Source organism: Actinomadura sp. GC306, assembly GCF_004348665.1.
GTDB lineage: Bacteria > Actinomycetota > Actinomycetes > Streptosporangiales > Streptosporangiaceae > Spirillospora.
The window spans coordinates 50,330-68,156 of sequence record NZ_SMKM01000005.1; the positions used below are offsets into that span (position 1 = coordinate 50,330).

Consider the following 17,827-nt stretch of genomic DNA (forward strand, 5'->3'; position numbering starts at 1 on the left):
GCCGACGGAAGGGGCTGCCCGTGCACCAGAGCGACCCGTTCCCTGGTGGTCACCACCGGCCCGACCCGCGCCGCTCGCAGCCCGTGCCGCCGAAGCGCCGGCGCGGGCGGCGGCGCGGTCCCCGCCCCGCCTTCTACTACACCTCCGCGGGCACCCTCCTCATCCTCGGCGGCTCGGTCGGCGCGATCGCGCTGAGCGGCCCCGGGCCCGGCCGCGACGCCCGGACGGCGTCCGCCGCCGCCGAGTCCGTCATCCCCGCGTCGGCCGACACCTACGTGGTACGCGAGATGCCCGGCCAGGGGTTCGGCGACGCGGGAAAGATCACCGCTTCGGTCTGGCCCGAGTGGCACACCGAGGCGTACGTGGCGTTCGACGTGCCGCGCCGCACGCCCCGCATCACCGGGGCCCGCGTCGAGCTGACCTTCGACCGCCCGGAGAACCGGCCCGACGCGGTCGAGCTGCGCGCGGTCACCGCCCCCTGGAGCGAGAGCGGCACGTCCTGGAGCAACCGGCCCGCCGCGGGCCGCGTCATCGCGACCGCCACCGTCCGCGGCGACCGGCTCTCCTTCGACGTCGGCTCCGTCGTGAACCGTCCCGGCCGCTACGCGTTCGCCGTCACCAACCGCAACGAGTCGTCCGCGGCGTCGGTGCACTCGCGGGAGGCCGGCGCCGGCGGGCCGCGCCTCGTGCTGACCACCCGTCCCGGGCGGACCGCGACACCGAGCCCGTCCGCCACCGGCACGCCCGACGCGTCGGGCACCGCCCTGCCGAAGCCCGGCGCCGAGCCGACCTGGCGGGCACCGCGGCCGAGCACGTCCGCCGAGCCGTCGCAGCGCCCCGGCGCGGGCAGGACGCTCTGCGGCATCTCCCTCAACCTCAAGCCCGGCGAGACGTTCCAGGAGGCCCTGAGCCGCCTGGACGAGCGGTACGGCGGGCTGGAGACCGTCCGGCTGTTCTACCGCGGCGTCCCGCCGGCGTGGCCCGGCAACCCCGACATCGGCAAGCGGCCGCCGATCATCTCGTTCAAGCTCGCGCCGAAGGACGTCCTCGCGGGCAAGCACGACGCGGCCATGACCCGCTGGTTCGCCACCGCGCCGCGCGACCGCGACGTCTACTGGGTCTACTACCACGAGCCCGAGGACAACATCGCCAAGGGCGAGTTCACCGCGGCCGACTACCGCGCCGCCTGGCGCCGGCTGCGGAGCCTCGCCGACAAGGCCGACAACGCGCGGCTGCACGCCACGCTCGTCCTGATGAGCTGGAGCCTCGAAGCCGAGTCGAAGCGCAACTGGCGCGACTACTACCCCGGGCGGGACGTCATCCAGGTCCTCGGGTGGGACACCTACAACCTCGGCTGGAAGAAGGGGCTGTACGACTCCCCGTCGAAGATGTACGACCGCGTCGTCGCCCTCAGCAAGGCCGAGCGGCTGCCCTTCGGCGTCGCCGAGACCGGCAGCTACCTCGTCGGCGACGACAAGGGCGAGAAGCGCGCCGCCTGGCTCCGCGAGACCAACGCCTACCTGAAGAAGCACGGCGCGCTCTGGGTCTCCTACTTCGACCTCGACTGGGAGACGGGCGACTTCCGCCTCCTCGACGCCCCCAGCCACAAGGCATGGCAGGACTTCTGCTGAGGCCGGGGAGCGACCCGCCGCAACGCAGGCCGTAACAACGCGCAGGCCGCAGAACGTACGCCGTGGCAACGAGAACGCGCCCCCGCCGGAAGGTTCCGGCGGGGGCGCGTTTCCCGGTCGGGACGCGTTATCCGCGGGCGAGGATGATCGTCCACATGGACGCGCGGCTCGCCGCGTTGGTCGTCGCGGTCTTGCCGCCGTAGCTGCCGCCGCCGACGGCGTCGCCGCTGTCGACGATGAGGCTGGTGATGCGGCCGCCCCCGGACCCGATGCCGGTCCCGCGGGTCGTGACACCGGCCGGAGCCGTCCACGAGGTGGTGCTGGACGACTTGTCGCCCCAGTACGTCACCGCCCACGCACCGGCCCCGCCGGCCGAGGCGTCGGGGCTGGTGTGCTGGGTGACCGCGCTGGAGTCGTCGCCCTTCGCGACCGCCGCGACCGGGTCGGAGGCGTCGGTGCCCGCGTAGGCCAGCAGCCGGATGTCGGCCTTGGTGTAGCCGCTCAGCCCGATGTTGACCTGCTTGCCCGCGTCACCGGCCTGCGCCACCCGCTTCCAGAGGACCGACGTCGCGCTGCCGACCTCCTGGCTGTCCACCTCCGTCCAGCCCGCGGGCGGCGTCGTCACCTCGTGGTCGGAGCTGTTGAACGTCAGCACCATGATCAGGCCGTCGCCGGGCTGGACCGACGCCGGGATCTGCGCGTAGGCGGTGCTGACGTTGGCGTTGCCGCCCGTGCCGCCGCGGTAGGAGATGCCCGCCGCCTGGGCGGACGCCACCACGACCTCCTCGGTCGTGACGGCCTCGGCGCCGCGGTCGTCGGTCACCGTGAGCTTCACCGGGTACGTGCCCGGCTCGTCATAGGTGTGCTGCGGCGTCGCGCCCGTGCCGGTCTGCCCGTCGCCGAACTCCCACGCGTAGGACTCGACGTCGCCGTCCGGGTCGGTGGAGGCGGTCCCGTCGAACCCGCACTCCAGGGCGTCGCAGTCGCTGGTGAAGGCGGCCGTCGGCTCCTGGTTGCCGGCCCCGCCGGCGCCGCGCGCGAGGACGATCGTCCACATGGCGGCGCGGCTGGACGCGTTGGTCGTCGCGGACTTGCCCCCGTAGGAGCCGGTGGCGACGGCGCCGCCGCTGTCGGCGATCAGGGCGCTGATGCGGCCGCCGCCGGACCCGATGCCGGTCCCGCGGGTCGTGACGCCGGCCGGAGCCGTCCACGAGGTGGTGCTGGACGACTTGTCGCCCCAGTACGTCACGGCCCAGGAGCCGCCCGCGGCGACCTCCGCGTTCGGGCTGGTGTGCTGGGTGACGGCCGTGGGGTCGCTTCCCTTGGCGACCGCCGCGATCGGGTCGGAGGTGTTCGTGCCGTCGTAGGCGAGCAGCCGGATGTCGGCCTTGGTGATGCCGCTCAGCCCGATGTTCACCTGCTGCCCCGCGTCCCCCGCCTGGGCGACGCGCTTCCACAGCACGGACGTCGAGCTCCCGACCTCCTGGGTGTCGACCTGCGTCCAGCCGGCGGGCGGCGTCGTCATCGAGTGGTCGCCGCTGCTGTAGGTCAAGATCAGGATCATGCCGTCGCCGGGCTGGACCGACGCCGGGATCTGCGCGTAGGCGGTGCTGACGTTGGCGTTGCCGCCGACGCCGGCCCGGAAGGCGATGTCGGTCTGGTTCGGCGAGACCGTGATCTCCTGCTCCTTGACGCCCTCGCCGTCGCGGTCGTCGGTCACCGTGAGCTTCACGGTGTAGGTGCCGGGCTCCTCGTAGGTGTGCTGCGGCGTCGCGCCCGTGCCGGTCTCACCGTCGCCGAAGTCCCACGCGTACGACTCGATCGAGCCGTCCGGGTCGGCCGAGGCGGACGCGTCGAACCCGCACTCCAGGGCGTCGCAGTTGCTGGTGAAGGTGGCGTTCGGCTTCTGGTTCGGCGTCCCGGCGAACAGGAACACCGCCCGGCCGCGCCAGTCGGCGGAGCTCACCTCGGTGGAGGACCCGGACGGCACGCCCGCCGCGGAGAAGTCGACGCGGTAGAGCCTGCCGTTGCCGCTGTTGACGTAGTACAGGTGCTCGCCGTTGACGAACATCCCGCCGACGCTGCTCCAGCTCATCCCGGGCAGGTTGCCGACGGCGGTGAACTCCTGCGCGCCGACGACGTTGCTCTCGGGGGTGAACGTCCGGTAGTACAGCGCGGACTGCCCGCGCGTGTAGTAGATCCGGCCGTGCGCGAAGAACATCCCGGTGATGTTGCGGACCTGGTTGTGCCAGGTCGACATGTTGACGAGCTGGTCGGCGGTGTCGATCGCGGTGGGGGCGCCGAGCGTCGCGCCGTCGAAGCTGCGCCGGTTGAACGAGCCGTCCGAGCCGCCGTAGAACAGCTCATTGTTGATCATGAAGGCGCCGCGGGCGGACCGCCAGTCGACGCCGGCGGTGCCGTCGTCCACCTCGTCCCCGGCGGTGGTGCCGTCGAACGAGCGGTGCTTGAGGTAGTTCTGCCCGAGGAGGCCGCTGCCGCCCGCGTAGTAGACGTTGCCGGGCAGCTCACCCGTGTGGTTCGGCGGGATCGCCGTGCCGCCGGCGAGCGGGAACAGCGCGAGCTTGGGGTGCCACTCGCCGCCGACGTTGTCGGTGTCGCTGCCGATGTACAGGCCCTCGGCGGTGGCGAGCATGTCGAAGACGCCGACGCCCTTGTCGCGGCCGGGGTTCCAGGAGAACGGCAGGCCGCTGGCCGGGTCGAGCGCGGCGATGCCCTCGCGGCCGACGGCGCCCTCACCGGCGCGGTCGGCGCGGAACGGGTTGTTGGCCCAGCGGAAGTGGCCGCCGACGTAGACGGCGGTGTCGGTGATCTCGACGGCGTAGCTGGTGTCGCCGCCGGTGTAGTTGACCCAGGTGGGGTTCTGGCCGCCGCCGGTCGCGGCGGTCTCCCAGCGGGCGTGGGTGTCGCACAGCTTCGGCGGGGTGCCGTAGGCGCCGGTCGTCGTCACGACGAAGAACTTCCCGTCCGGCGAGAAGTCGACGTCGCGCATGTAGGTGTCGAAGGACTGGGAGCACTGGTCGCCGTAGCGGGTAGTGTCCCAGTTGGCGAGCTGCGCGCTCGCGCCGCTCAGGTCGATCATGACGATCTGGCGCCGGGTCGCGCCGTTGACCGAGCTGAAGTTGCCGACGCCGACGAGCTTGGAGCCGTCGGGGGTCACGTCCATCTTGTAGACCTGGGTGACGCCGTCGCCGGTCTGCGTCCCGGCGAAGTTCAGGTCGAGGAAGTCGTCGCGCACCCCGGTCTGCGGGTTCAGCGCGGCGAGGGCGGGCCGGGCGGCGCCGCCGACCGTGCTGAAGGTCCCGGCGGCGTACAGCCGGCCGCCGGCGAGCCGCAGGTCGCGCACCCGGGCGTCGAACTGCGGGTTGAACGAGGTGATCGGCGCGCCGGTCTGCGCGTTGAGCCGCGCGAGCACGAAGTGGCGGACGCCGTTGATCTCGCTGAAGTTGCCGCCGACGTAGAGGGACTGCCCGTCGGGGGCGGCGAGCAGCGCGCTGGCCTCGCCCTTGTTGAGGTTCGGCGCGAAGTTCGGGTCGATCGCGCCGGTGGCGGCGTCGAAGGCGAACAGCCGGTTGCGGGTCAGCGTCGGCTTGCCGCCGCCGGGCTCTTTGACCTGGGTGAAGGAACCGCCCACGTAGATCTTGCCGCCGATCTTGATGATCGACTTGACGTCGCCGTCCAGGACCTGCGGCGTGTGGTCCGCCGGGTCGGCGTTGACCACGCGCCCGTGGTCAAGCTCCGAACCCCTGCCGTCGGCGTGCGCCGGGGCGGTGACGAGGCCCGTCATCGTCCCCAGCGCCAGGACGGCGCCCGCGGCGATGGTCCCCCACCTGCGTCTGCCCATCGACCCCTCCGTGCTTTGTAGATGCAAACCAGCCGTATCGTGCGCGTAAAGGTGACCGGCGCCGAGTAAGCGTAGCCATGTTCGAGACACCGCCGACGACCGGTTCTTAACTTTTAGGTTTCGACCGCCGAAAGGCCGCGTGTCCAGGGCCGTGACGGTGGCGCACCCGATTTCGCGGGCACGTCCATCGCGCCCCGCGGGGTACGCTGCGCACCTCGGGAGGACGCTCTGGGAGCCGTGCCGGAGGACCGGCGAGCGTGGCCGGATGTGGCCAGCACCCGGTGTCGTCCCAGGCAGCCGGCCGGACGTCCACCCGGACATCCACAACGAGGCGCGTCCTTCCAGGGGCGCGGGCGGTGCGTCCGGCACCGGGCGGGGCGGTCCGCGCGCCCGCCGGTGCGTCCAGCGGAACGGAGCGGTGATTGACCGGGATGCGAGGGATCGCGGGGAACACGCCCCTCGCGACGCCGCGGCTGCTGCCGTGGCGCCTGCGGCCGGGCTGGCCGCTCAGCGTCGCCTTCCTCGCCTTCCCGCTGTGGTGGATCCTCGGCCTCGCCAACGTGGTCCTGCTCGTCATGACGGTGCCGATGGCGCTGACGCTGTGGCGGCGGCGCGGCTCGCTCGTCGCGCCCAGCGGGTTCGGCGTCTGGCTGTTCTTCCTGGTCTGGGTGATGCTGGGCATCCTGGTGCTGTGGGCGGACGCCCCCTACGCCGAGCCCGGCGGCGGGTTCAGCCGGCTGCTGGTCTACGGCTGGCGGCTCGCCTGGTACCTCTCGTTCACCGTCGTCCTGCTGTACATCGGCAACCTCAGCGAACGCGACCTGCCGTCCGGGCGGATCGGCAAGCTGCTCGGCTACATGTTCGTCGTGACGGCCGTGGGCGGCCTGATCGGCTCGTTCCTGCCGTCCCTGCAGCTCACCTCGCCGGTCGAGATGCTGCTGCCGAAGGGGCTGGCGGAGAACTCGTTCGTCCGCGACATCGTCCATCCGAAGGTCGCCGACATCGAGTCGATCCTCGGGTTCGAGCAGTCCCGGCCGATGGCGCCGTTCGCCTACGCCAACACCTGGGGCGCCGCCTACGCGTTCTTCCTCCCCTACTTCCTGCTGACGTGGGTCCTGCGGGCCGGGACGCGGCGCCGCGTGTTCGCGTTCATCATCCTGGCCGCCTCCCTGTGGCCGGTCGTCTACTCGCTCAACCGGGGCCTGTGGGCGGCGCTCGGCGTGATGGGGCTGTTCGGGGTCGTCAAGCTCCTCCAGGTCGGCGGGCCCAGGGTCATCGCCTGGACGGCGGGGATGGCGGCCGTCGGCGCGATCGTCGTGGCGCTGTCGCCGCTGCCCGGGCTCGTCCAGGACCGGCTGGAGAACCCGCACAGCAACAACCGCCGCACGCTGCTCGCCGTGGAGACCACCCGCAGCGCCCTCACCGGGTCGCCGCTGGTCGGCTTCGGCTCCACCCGCAACGTGCAGGGCGACCTCGGCCAGGTGGCCGGCGGCGCGAAGGTCGGCTGCAAGGCGTGCGAGTCGCCGCCGCTCGGCACGCAGGGGCACCTGTGGCTGCTGATCTTCGCCAACGGGCTGATCGGGACGATCGCGTTCTGCGCGTTCTTCACGATCCGGTTCTTCCGGCACTGGCGCGACCGCGGCGCCTACTCGCTCGCGGGCTGCGCGGTGCTGATCGCCTGCGGGCTGTTCATGATCACGTACGACATGGTGGAGGTACCGCTGTACACGGTGATGATCGCGGTCGCGCTGATGTGGCGGGCCAGGCGGGACGCCCGTGGCGGGACCGCCCCCCGCGCCGCCGCGGGGGTGTCCCGGTGAGCGGCGACGAGGTGCGCCGCGCCTGGATCGAGGCCGTCGAGGACCTGTGGCCGGACGCCCGCGTCGAGCCCGCCGGGCCCGGCGCGGCGGCCGGCGCCCGCCGCGAGCTGGCGTTCCTGCCCGACGCCCGCCGGCCGCGGCTGCTGGTCCCGGCCGGGCTGCCGCGCGCCGCGGCGGCCGCGCTGCGCCGCTACAGCCACGACCTCGGCCCGAAGCAGCGCGCCGTCCGCGGGGTCACCGCGGCGGCCGTGCGCACCGGGCTCGCGGAGCGGGGGCTGAAGGACCGGCTGCTCGTGACCGGCGGCGGCGCGTCCGTCGAGGACCATCTCGGCGAGCTGCTCGGCCGCCCGGTCGTGGTCAGCATCGGCCTGGGCAGCGCCCGCGCCAACCGCAAGCCGATCCTGCAGGTCCTCTCCCCCGGCGGGAAGCCGGTCGCGTTCGTCAAGGTCGGCGACACCGGCACGGCCCGCGACCTGCTCGCGGGCGAGGCCGCCGCCCTGGAGTACCTCAACGCGCGGCTGCCCGGCCCCGGCGGCGAACACGACGGCGGGCACGGCGGCCGGGAGGTCCGGCTGCACGTCCCGCGGCTGCTGCACCACGGCGCCTGGCAGGGGCTCGACCTGCTCGTCCTGGAGTCCCTGCCGACCGGCGCGCTCGGCTGGCGCCCGCGCGGCCGGGCGCCGCTCGACGAGATGCGGACGCTGTTCGAGGTCGGCGGCGTCGAGCGGGCCGCGCTGCGCGACAGCGGCTTCTGGGACGCGCTGACCGCGAGCCCCGCGCGGATCCAGGACGCCGGGCAGCGCGACCGCTTCGGCGACGTCATCGAGAACACCGGCAAGGCGTACGGGGACCTGCCCCTCGACTTCGGCGCCTGGCACGGCGACTGGACGCCCTGGAACATGGCCTGGCACCGCGGCCTCCTGCGCGTGTGGGACTGGGAGCGCTTCGCCCGTGGCGTCCCGAACGGGTTCGACCTGCTGCACTACCGGCTGCAGGAGGCGATGCGCACGGCGTCCGGGCCGCCCTACGCGTCCTGGCCCGGCACCGCGGCAGCCGCGCTGGAGCCGCTCGGGCCGACCGGCACCGCCGCGTCGGCGACCGTCCACCTGTACCTGCTGGAACTGTGCCGCCGCTACCTGCTGGCCGCGCAGGAGCCGATCGGCGGGCCGCTGCGCGCCGACACCGAGCGGCTGCTCGAACTGCTGTGCTCCCACCCGCCGCGCACCGACTCGCCGCGCACCGACTCGCCGCGCACCGACACCGGGAGGACCCCTTGATCTCACGCCGTGACGCTCCGCAGTGGGTCAAGGAGGCCGGCCGCGCGGCCACCCGCGCCGGCGGGCGGCTGACCTCGGGCGCCCGCATGCTGCCGGACTTCTTGATGGTCGGGACGCAGCGCGGCGGGACGACGTCGCTGTTCCGGGCGCTGGCGGCGCACCCCGCGACCGCCCAGCCGAACTTCCACAAGGGCGTGCACTACTTCGACGTCAACTACCAGCGCGGCCAGTCCTGGTACCGGGGGCACTTCCCGGTCCGCTCGATCGCCGAACGGCGCGTCGCCGCGGCCGGACTCACCGGCGGAGGAGCGGACGGGACGGTCCCGCTCGCGTTCGAGTCCGCCGGCTACTACATGCACCACCCGCTGGCGCCCGAGCGGATCGCCCGCGACCTGCCCGGCGTGAAGCTGATCGCGCTGCTGCGCGACCCGGTGGTGCGCGCCTACTCGGCGCACAAGCACGAGCTGGCCCGCGGCTTCGAGACCGAGCCGTTCGAGCGGGCGCTGGACCTGGAGCCCGAACGGCTCGCCGGCGAGGTCGAGAAGATCAAGGCCGACCCGGCGTACGTCAGCCACAGCCACCGCCACCACTCCTACCTGGACCGCGGCCAGTACGCCGACCAGATCGGGCGGCTGTTCGAGCTGTTCGGCCGGGAGCGGGTGCTGGTCGTCTACGCCGAGGACTTCTTCTCCGAGCCGGAGCCCTGCTACGACTCGATCCTCGACTTCCTCGGCCTGCCGCGCTGGCGGCCCGCGGCGTTCGAGCGGCACAACGCCCGGCCGGGCTCCCCACTGCCGGACCATCTGCACCGCCGCCTCGCCGACCACTACGCCCCCTACGACGACAAGCTCGCCGCGCTGCTCGGCGCCGAGCCGGCGTGGCGGCGGACGGGCGGCGGGTAGGACGGCATGGACAAGCGCAGCCTCGGCCCGTCCAGCGTGCAGGCGGAACCGCCGACCGCGCCGGACTCGATCCCCGTCACCCGGTTCGCCGGCGCCGTCCGGCGGCACCTCACCGCGCTGCTGATCGCGGTGCTGGCCGGTGCGTCGCTCGGCGCCGCCAAGGTCGCGCTGACCCCGGCCACCTACACCGCGCGGATCGCGGTGCTGGCGCCGCCGGTCGCGCTGCACCCCGGCATCGACATCGGCTCCGCGCTCGACCTCAACCTGCGGAACCCGCGCGAGACGACGATGGACACCGAGGCGCAGCTCGTGTGGTCGGAGAAGGTGCTGTCCGAGCTCAAGCGGCATCCCGGGTTCGACGCGTCCTACGAGGAGCTGCGCGAACGCGTCGACCTGACGGTGCCGAACGGGACGCACGTCCTGACGATCGGGGTGCGGGCCGGGACGCCGGCGGACGCGCGGCGGGGCGCCGAGGTCGTCGCCGACGCGTACCTGACGGTGCGCAGGCAGATCCTCGGCCAGCTCCAGCAGCGCAACCGCCAGGCGCTGGAGGAGAACCTCGTCCTGCTCAGGACGCAGCTGCGGGCGCTGCCGGGCGACGAGAACGAGCTCCGCCGGATCACCACCCGCACCCGCCGGCAGGCGATCGTGAAGCAGATCCGCGACGTGGAGCGGCAGATCGCCGGGCTGAAGAGCAAGGAGGAGCAGCCCGGCGAGGTGCTGCGCGCGGCCGGGCTGCCCGAGCGGCGCGACGACCCGAAGCGCGACGTCGCCGCCGCCAGCGGCATCGGGCTCGGGCTGCTGGTCTGGATCGGGTACGTCCTGGTGCGCGAGATGCGGCCGCGCCGCATCCGGCGGCCCGCCGACGTCCGGCTGCACAGCCGACTGCCGATCATGGTGGAGGCGCCGACGCTGGGCGGCGGGCACCGCGAGGTCTGCCGCCGCCTGCGCAACCTGGTGTTCGACGCCGAGGCCAGCACCGTGCTCGTCGTCGGCGTCCCCGCCGCCGCGGGCACCGAGCTCGCCTACGAGCTGGCCGAGCTGTGCACCGAGGGCGGCTCGGCGACGACGGTGCTGCGCATCGCCGCCGAAGGCGAGGAGCCCGCCGACCCGCCGCGCGCCGCCCGCGCCCGCCGCGCGTTCACGGTCCGGCTGGTGCGCAGCGACGACGACCGGCAGCTGACCCGGGCGGTCGACCGGGCCGGCGCCGAGTCGCGCATCGTGATCATCAACACGCCCGACATCAACGGCGCCGACACCATCGCCGCGGCCGCCGCCAGCGACCTGACGCTGGTCGTGGCGCAGCGCGGCCGGGCCCTGGACCGCGAGGTCGCTAGCGGCGTGCTGGCCCTGGACCAGTCCGCCAACCCGCCGCGCGGCATCGTGCTCACCGCGCCCACCCTCGGCGGCCCCGCGCCGCGGGCACCGGGGCGCCCGACCGACCGGACCCCCTCCAGCCGGACCCCCTCCAGAGCGACCGCTGCCGGACGAGGTTGAGATGAACGGAACAGTCCGCGTGCAATGCGCCGTTAAAGTCGTGGTGAACATTCCGCCAGTCACGAGCCGGATCGATGAGGGGGAACGTCGTGGGAGCTGACCAGACGGCCGACCCGCAGGGAGGGCAGCTGCTGTCCCTGGTCCGGCGCTACACGGTGGCGCTGGTGGCGCTCGGCGTCGTCGGCGCGGCCGCCGGCATCGGACTGGAGATCGCCGTGCCGCCCCCGTACCAGGCGACGGCGACGGTGCTGGTCAGCCCCCTGGAGGGCAACCCGTACTCCCCCGAGGGGCGCGGCGACGACCTCGTCAACCTGCAGACGGAAGCGCAGCTCGTCTCCACCGACGGGGTCGCGAAGATCGTGCAGAAGAAGCTCGGCCGCGAGCCCGAGGGCGATGTGGAGGTCACCGTCCCGCCCAACACGCAGGTGCTCAACCTCGCCTACACCGCCACCAGCTCGGCGAAGGCGCGGGCGGGCGCGCAGGCGTTCGCCGACGCCTACCTGGAGTACCGCTCGCAGCGCGCCCAGGGCGTGGTGAACAACCAGCTCGCCAAGCTGGAGGCGCAGGCCGCCAAGGTCGAGCGGCTGCTGACGCAGACCAACCGGGAGCTGGCGCTGTCCACCGGCTCCAAGCGCGCCACCCTGCAGCAGCGCGTCACCGCCTACACCAACCAGCTCGGCGTGATCGACGAGCAGTCCAACGACATCGCCAGCACCCCGATCGACCCGGGCCAGGTCATCACCCCGGCGGACGCGCCGGCGGGGCCCGGCATCATCCGCAAGGCGCTGTACGGCGCCGGCGGCCTGTTCCTCGGGCTGCTCGCCGGGTTCGTGATCATTCTGCTGCGGGAGCGGCTGAACCAGCGGCTGCGCAACGCCGAGGCCGTCGAGGGCCTCGGCGTGCGGGCGCTGTCGACCATCCCGCCGGGCGGCCCGGCCGGCGACTCCCTCGCGCTGGTCAGCGCGCCGAAGAGCCCGGTCGGCGAGGCGTACCGGCGGCTGCGCGCGGCGGTCGTGGCGACGGCGCCGCAGACCCCGGTGGCGGTGCTGGTCGCCAGCGCGACCCCCGGCGGCAGCGCCCGGCTGGCCAGCGCCAACCTCGCGGTCTCGCTCGCCTTCGCCGGCGCCAAGACCATCATGATCGACGCGACCACCGAGGACGCCGACATGACCGGGCTGTTCGGCGCGCGGCCCGGCAAGGGGCTGTCCGACACGCTGCTCAGCGGCACCGACCCGGCGACCCTGCTGATCCACACCGACTCGCAGCTGCGGCTGCTGCCGCGCGGCCCCCGCGCCCTGGAGGCCGCGCACCGGTTCAGCGGCCCGCGCATGCGCGAGACCGTGAAGGTGCTGCGCCGCCGCAGCGAGTACCTCATCGTCAACGCCGCGAGCCTGCACGACGCCGACGCCCAGGCGCTCTGCACGTTCATGGACGCGGTGATCCTCGTGGTCAACCAGGGGGTCACGACGCGGGAGGAGCTGCGCCAGGCGTACGTGGAGGCCGAGCGCGCCGGGGTGACCGTGCTCGGCGCCCTGCTGGAGCCGCCGGAGCAGCGCGGCGGACGGCAGCAGGCGCGCCCCGCCCCGGCGTCCCGGCAGGCCCGGCCGGCGCGCGGCCCCGCCGAGCCGCGCGGGCCCGAGACGCGCGGCAGCGGCGAGAACCGCACCGGCGGCGACGGCCCCCTCAAGTGGGCCGACGACCAGCCCGGTGCCGACGACGCCCGGCGCCCCGACCCGGGCGACGACGGCGGGTACTGGCCGAGCACGCGGCGCGACGAGGACGAGCGGGCCCCCGCCGACCCCGCCACCCTGGTCACCCAGGCGCTCCCGCAGATCAAGCAGCCGCCGCGGTCCGCGGAGACGCGGACGGGCGCGACCCGCCAGCCGCGGCCCGGCGCGCGGCGCGCGGCGCCGCCGGCCGGCTCGGCGCGCCGGCCCACGCCGCCGTCGCTGGACCCGCCCGCCGGGCCGGGCAAGCCCGTCGCGCCGAAGCCCATCGCGGCGACGGACCTCCCGCAGGCCACCCCGCCGGGGGCGTCCGGTTCGGCGCGGAGCCGCGCCCGCCGGGCCCGCCCGTCGGAGCCCGACCCCACCGACCCCGCCGCGCACGACGAACCGGTGGTCAACGACGAGCAGGCCGAGACCGAGGCGGCGCTGGAGTCGGCCTCGACGCGCACGCAGGAGGACATCTCGCGGTACATGCCGCCGGACCTGCCCGACCAGCCCGCCGACGGCGCGGACGGTGCGGACGGCGCTGCGGGCGGGTCCGGCGACTCGCCGGAGGTGGTGCCGCGCTACGGCAAGAAGGCGCACCGGGCCGGGCGGCATGGCGGAGCCTGAGCAGAGCTCGGCCGGTCCGAACCTGAACAAGCTCGCCCGGGGCGGCGCCCTCAACCTGGTGGGCGCCGCCGTCGCGGGCGTGCAGGGCCTCGCGCTGGTCTTCCTCGTCGCGCACCTGTACTCGCAGCGCATCGCCGGCGTGTTCTTCGCGGCGACGTCGCTGTTCATCATCCTGCAGGCGGTGTCGTGGCTCGGCACGGACGCCGGGCTGCTGCGCTGGGTGCCCCGGCACCTCGCGCTCGGCGACCGCGCCGCGGCGCTGCGGACGGTGCCGGTGGCGCTGGTCCCGGTGCTCGCGACGGCGGCGGCGGCCGGGCTCGTCCTCGCGGCCACCGCGCCGTGGACGGCCGGGCGGTTCGCCGGCGGGGGCGACGCCGGTGAGGCCGTCGCGATGGTGCGGGTGCTGGCGCTGTTCCTGCCGCTGGCCGCCGCGCAGGACGTGCTGCTCGCCGCGACCCGCGGGTACGGCTCGATGCGGCCGACCGTCCTCGTCGACAAGATCCTGCGGCAGACCCTCCAGGTCGCCGCGGTGGTCGCGGCGGCGGTGCTGGCCGACGGCGCGGTCTGGCTGGCGCTGGCCTGGGTCGCGCCCTACCTGCCCTGCCTGCTGATCGCCGCGCTGTGGTACCGGAAGATCAGCCGCGCGGGTGGCCCCGCAGTCCCCGCCACGGCGTCGGCCACGGCGTCGGCTACAGCGTCCCCCACAGGGGACGCGCCCGTGCCCGCGGCCGGGACCGGATGGCGGCCGCTGGCGGGCGAGTTCTGGCGGTTCACCGCCCCCCGCGCGTTCGCGCAGGTCTGCCAGACGGCGTTCCAGCGCGCCGACATCGTGCTGGTCGCGGCGCTCAGCTCGCCCCGCGAGGCGGCGATCTACACCGCCGCGACCCGGTTCATCGTGATCAGCCAGCTCGTCACCCAGGCCGTGCAGAACGTCATGCAGCCCGCCGTCAGCAGGCTGCTGGCGCTCGCGGACCGGGCGGGCGCGCAGCGGATCTTCGCCGTGTGCGCGTCGTGGAACCTCGCCCTCGCCTGGCCGGTGCACCTGTCGATCGCCGTCGGCGCACCGGTCTACCTCGGCGCGTTCGGCGCCGGCTACGCCGGGTCCGGCGAGACCGTCACGGTGATCCTCGCGATGGCGATGCTGGTGGCGACCGCGACCGGCGCCCGCGACGTGATGCTGCTGATGGCGGGCCGCAGCGGGCTGAGCCTGGTCAACCAGAGCACCGCGCTCACCGTCAACCTGGTGCTGAACGTGCTGCTCATCCCGCCGCTCGGGATCGTGGGCGCGGCGCTGGCGCGGGCGTGCGGGCTGCTCGTCCGGACGGTGCTGGCGCTCGTCCAGGTCCGCCGGATCCTCGGGATGTCCCCGGCGAGCGCGGGCCTGTTCTGGGCCGGCGGCGCGGCCCTGCTGTGCTTCGGGGCGCTGCCGCTGGCGGTCCGGCTGGTGGCCGGATCCAGCCCCGCCGCCCTCGCATGTGCGCTGGTCCCGGGCACCATCCTGTACCTTGCCCTACTCTGGGGGGGCCGGGAGCGGCTGTCCCTGACCGCCTTCGCCTCCCTGCTGCCGGGGCGGCGCGGCCGCGCCGCATCGTCCGGCGGGCCCGGCCCGGCCGGTCCCGCCGCGCCGCCGGCCACCGACACGACACCTGCCAGGAGCGCCCATGCCGGGAATTGACATGCCGGGAATACAGCAGGTCCGCCGCAAGTCCCGCGCGGTGCTGCGCAAGAGCGGCCTCGCGCCCAGCGGCCCCGTCTACGGGCGGCTGGTCGACGCCGGGCGCTCGCTGCCGATCCCGGCCGCCGCCCGCGTCGCGGTGTCCACCGCCGTGCTGCGCCGCCCGTGGAAGGTGGCCGTCCGGTTCGACCAGCTCCTCGTCGGGGCGCAGGGCGGCTGGACGGCCCGCGAGTTCGCCGACCGCACCGACGACCTGCTGTGGCCGTCCACGCCGTTCCTGAACGGCCCGCACGTCGCGCTGCTGCGCCTCGCCGACGCGGTGCCCGAGCTGAGCGACGAGCAGATCCTCGACAGCCCCTACGGGCGGCTGGGCATGCGCTGCATCAAGGCCGGCGGGAACTACTTCGGCGGCACCGACGAGGCGGGCGTGCTCGCCGCGGCCCGCGCGTTCGTCGCCCGCTACCGCGGCGAGGAGGCGCCCGGCTCGGCGCCCCGCCCGCAGCAGAGCGGCCCGCAGGACCCGGTGCTCGTCGCGCCCGTCCGCGGCTCCGACCAGTACCAGATCCTCGACGGCCACCACCGGCTCGCGATCGCCGCGATGAGCGGCGCGGACGGCGCGAGCGTCGTCGCGAAGTGGCTGCCCGTCACCACCCCGCTGCAGGACCTCCTGCTCAAGATGAGCTGGCTCGACGGCACCCACGAGCTGTACCAGCCGATCGACGCGCCCGAACTGCGGTCCGGGTGGACGACGGTCCGGCAGTGCACCGACCGGCTCGCCAAGATGGACGCGTTCCTCGGCGAGCGCGGCATCACCGGCGGCCGCTACCTGGACGTCGCGAGCTGCTACGGCTGGTTCGTGTCGCAGCTGGGCGGGCGCGGGTTCGACGCCGAGGGCATCGAGCGCGACCCGCTCGCCGTCCCGCTCGGCCGCGCCGTCTACGGCCTCCCGGACGGCGTCATCTCCACCGGCGACTGCGTCGAGTTCCTCGGCGGCCACGACCCCGCCCGCTGGGACGTCGTGTCGTGCTTCAGCCTGCTGCACCACTTCGTCCTCGGCCGCGGCTCGGTGTCCGCGGAGGAGCTGATCAAGCTGCTGGACCGCGCGACCGGCCGGGTGCTGTTCTTCGACACCGGCCAGGACAACGAGGCGTGGTTCGCCGAGTCGCTGCGCGGCTGGGACCCTCCGCGCGTCGAGCGCTTCCTCCGCGAGAACACCGCCTTCGACGAGATCATCGACCTAGGCCCCGACGACGACGCCCGTCCCCCCTACGAGGACAACTACGCGAGGCACCTCTTCGCCTGCGTCCGCACAACGTGACCCCCACGCGCCGCGCCTTCGCCGCGCTGCTGGCCGTCCCCGTGCTGGTGGTGGCGGCGGCCTGCACGGGGACGGCGTCGCCCGCGGCGCGGCCGGCGTCCACGCCGCCCGCGGCGGGGGCCGCGGGTGAGCGGACGGGTGCGGTGTGGACGAGCGGGCTCAACGCCAGCGGGCAGCTCGGTCGTCCCGGGGCGGAGACCGACCCCGGACTCGCGCCGGTGACCGGCATCGGCGGCACTGGCCGCCTGGACGGCGTGCGCGCCGTCGCGGGCGGCGGGCGGCACTCCCTCGCGATCACCGGCGCGGCCGGGGAGGTCGTCGCGTGGGGCGCCAACGACCGCGGGCAGCTCGGCGACGGCACGACCCGCGACCGGAGCGGGCCCGTCCACGTCCGGGCGCCCGGCGGCGGACGGCTGAGCGGCGTCGTGGCGATCAGCGCGAACAATGACTTCTCCATGGCGCTGCGCCGCGACGGGACCGTGGTCACGTGGGGCCAGGGGTCGTCCGGGCAGCGCGGCATCGGCGAGCGCACCGCCCCGCGCCTCCCCACGACCGTTCTCGCGCCGGACGGGAGCGGCCCCCTCACCGGCATCACCGCGATCGCCGCCGACGGGCACACCGAGCTGGCGCTGCGCGGCGACGGGCAGGTGCTCGCGTGGGGCGCCAACGACTACGGCAACCTCGGCGACGGCACCCGCGAGGACCGGTCGCTGCCCGTCCCGGTGCGCGGCCTGGACGGCGAAGGGCACCTCACCGGCGTCGTCCGCATCGCGGTCGCCGGGCAGCACGGCCTGGCGCTGCTGCGGGACGGGCGGGTCGCGTCATGGGGCCACAACGACCTCGGGCAGCTCGGCGACGGGGCCCGCCGCGACAGGCTCGTCCCCGGCCTGGTGAGGGGCGTGCGCGGCAAGGGCGACCTCGACGGCGTCACCGCGATCGCCGCGGCGGAGAAGCACAACTACGCGCTCCGCGGCAACGGCACCATCGTGGCCTGGGGCAACAACACGGCCGGTCAGCTCGGCGACGGGACGGTGGAACTCCGCACCGAGCCCGTCCCCGTCGTGGGCCGGAGCAACGACGACAAGCGGTTGCGCCGCGCCGCGCACGTGTTCGCGGGCGAGGCGTACGGCGCGGCGATCCTCGCCGACGGGACGCCCCTGACGTGGGGCGCGGGCGGCAGCGGCCAGCTCGGCTCCGGGAAGCGGGCGCCCCGCAGCAGGCCCGGACCGGTGGCGGCCGCCGCCGGCACCGCCCCGGGCAAGGCCCTGTCGGTGGGGACCGGCGAACGCCACCTGATCCTGCTGGTGAGCCCCTAGGGCTCCGCGGGTAGGCCCCGCGCGGGTCAGGACTCCTTGGGCGGCTCGGGCTTGGTCTCCCCCGGCCCGGACGCCTCCGCGGACGGCTGAGCAGGCGGCTGAGCGGGCGGCTGAGCGGGCGGCTGAGCGGCGGGCGCACCGGGAGCCGGGGCGCCGGAAGCCTCGGCGCCGGGGGAGCCCGGAGCCGGGG

10 protein-coding genes are annotated in these 17,827 nt (G+C 74.7%); 9 read left to right on the forward strand and 1 reads right to left on the reverse strand.

The window, feature by feature from the left end; all coding sequences use genetic code 11:
* The first annotated feature begins 20 nt into the window (after positions 1-20).
* Positions 21-1,631, forward strand: a complete 1,611-nt coding sequence (locus E1200_RS01680; RefSeq protein WP_131949956.1) for a DNRLRE domain-containing protein — start codon at positions 21-23, stop codon at positions 1,629-1,631.
* Positions 1,632-1,758: 127 nt separating this feature from the next.
* Here E1200_RS01680 and E1200_RS01685 read toward each other — a convergent pair whose 3' ends face one another.
* Positions 1,759-5,493, reverse strand: coding sequence for a PKD domain-containing protein (locus tag E1200_RS01685; protein WP_131949957.1), 3,735 nt, complete (start codon positions 5,491-5,493; stop codon positions 1,759-1,761).
* Between the two features lie 431 nt (positions 5,494-5,924).
* Between E1200_RS01685 and E1200_RS01690 the strand changes: the two genes are divergently transcribed.
* The 8 genes from E1200_RS01690 (at position 5,925) to E1200_RS01725 (ending at position 17,637) form a co-directional block, all read left to right on the forward strand.
* The gene (locus E1200_RS01690) at positions 5,925-7,313 is read left to right on the forward strand and encodes a hypothetical protein (protein WP_131949967.1); all 1,389 of its coding nucleotides are present in this window, start codon (positions 5,925-5,927) and stop codon (positions 7,311-7,313) included.
* The gene (locus tag E1200_RS01695; RefSeq protein ID WP_207933043.1) at positions 7,310-8,590 is read left to right on the forward strand and encodes a hypothetical protein; all 1,281 of its coding nucleotides are present in this window, start codon (positions 7,310-7,312) and stop codon (positions 8,588-8,590) included. The genes E1200_RS01690 and E1200_RS01695 overlap by 4 nt, the downstream gene beginning before the upstream one ends.
* On the forward strand, positions 8,587-9,492 hold the full coding sequence (locus E1200_RS01700; protein ID WP_131949958.1) for a sulfotransferase: 906 nt from the start codon (positions 8,587-8,589) through the stop codon (positions 9,490-9,492). Before E1200_RS01695 ends, E1200_RS01700 begins: the two co-directional genes overlap by 4 nt.
* Before the next feature lie 6 nt (positions 9,493-9,498).
* Positions 9,499-10,989, forward strand: coding sequence for a hypothetical protein (locus E1200_RS01705; protein ID WP_131949959.1), 1,491 nt, complete (start codon positions 9,499-9,501; stop codon positions 10,987-10,989).
* An 89-nt stretch (positions 10,990-11,078) separates the two neighbouring features.
* Complete coding sequence (locus tag E1200_RS01710; protein ID WP_165950158.1) at positions 11,079-13,328, forward strand: hypothetical protein; 2,250 nt, start codon at positions 11,079-11,081, stop codon at positions 13,326-13,328.
* Entirely contained in the window at positions 13,315-15,003 is a 1,689-nt protein-coding gene (locus E1200_RS01715) for a polysaccharide biosynthesis C-terminal domain-containing protein (RefSeq protein ID WP_131949961.1), read from the forward strand. The genes E1200_RS01710 and E1200_RS01715 overlap by 14 nt, the downstream gene beginning before the upstream one ends.
* Positions 14,990-16,321, forward strand: coding sequence for a ParB N-terminal domain-containing protein (locus E1200_RS01720; protein WP_243708286.1), 1,332 nt, complete (start codon positions 14,990-14,992; stop codon positions 16,319-16,321). Before E1200_RS01715 ends, E1200_RS01720 begins: the two co-directional genes overlap by 14 nt.
* Positions 16,318-17,637, forward strand: a complete 1,320-nt coding sequence (locus tag E1200_RS01725; protein ID WP_131949962.1) for a chromosome condensation regulator RCC1 — start codon at positions 16,318-16,320, stop codon at positions 17,635-17,637. The genes E1200_RS01720 and E1200_RS01725 overlap by 4 nt, the downstream gene beginning before the upstream one ends.
* The last annotated feature ends 190 nt before the right edge of the window (positions 17,638-17,827 follow it).

Coding starts and splice junctions, on each gene's coding strand:
- E1200_RS01685 (WP_131949957.1), bottom strand. CDS start 5,493: ATGGGCAGACGCAGGTGGGGGACCATCGCCGCGGGCGCCGTCCTGGCG.
- E1200_RS01690 (WP_131949967.1), top strand. CDS start 5,925: ATGCGAGGGATCGCGGGGAACACGCCCCTCGCGACGCCGCGGCTGCTG.
- E1200_RS01705 (WP_131949959.1), top strand. CDS start 9,499: ATGGACAAGCGCAGCCTCGGCCCGTCCAGCGTGCAGGCGGAACCGCCG.
- E1200_RS01715 (WP_131949961.1), top strand. CDS start 13,315: ATGGCGGAGCCTGAGCAGAGCTCGGCCGGTCCGAACCTGAACAAGCTC.
- E1200_RS01720 (WP_243708286.1), top strand. CDS start 14,990: ATGCCGGGAATTGACATGCCGGGAATACAGCAGGTCCGCCGCAAGTCC.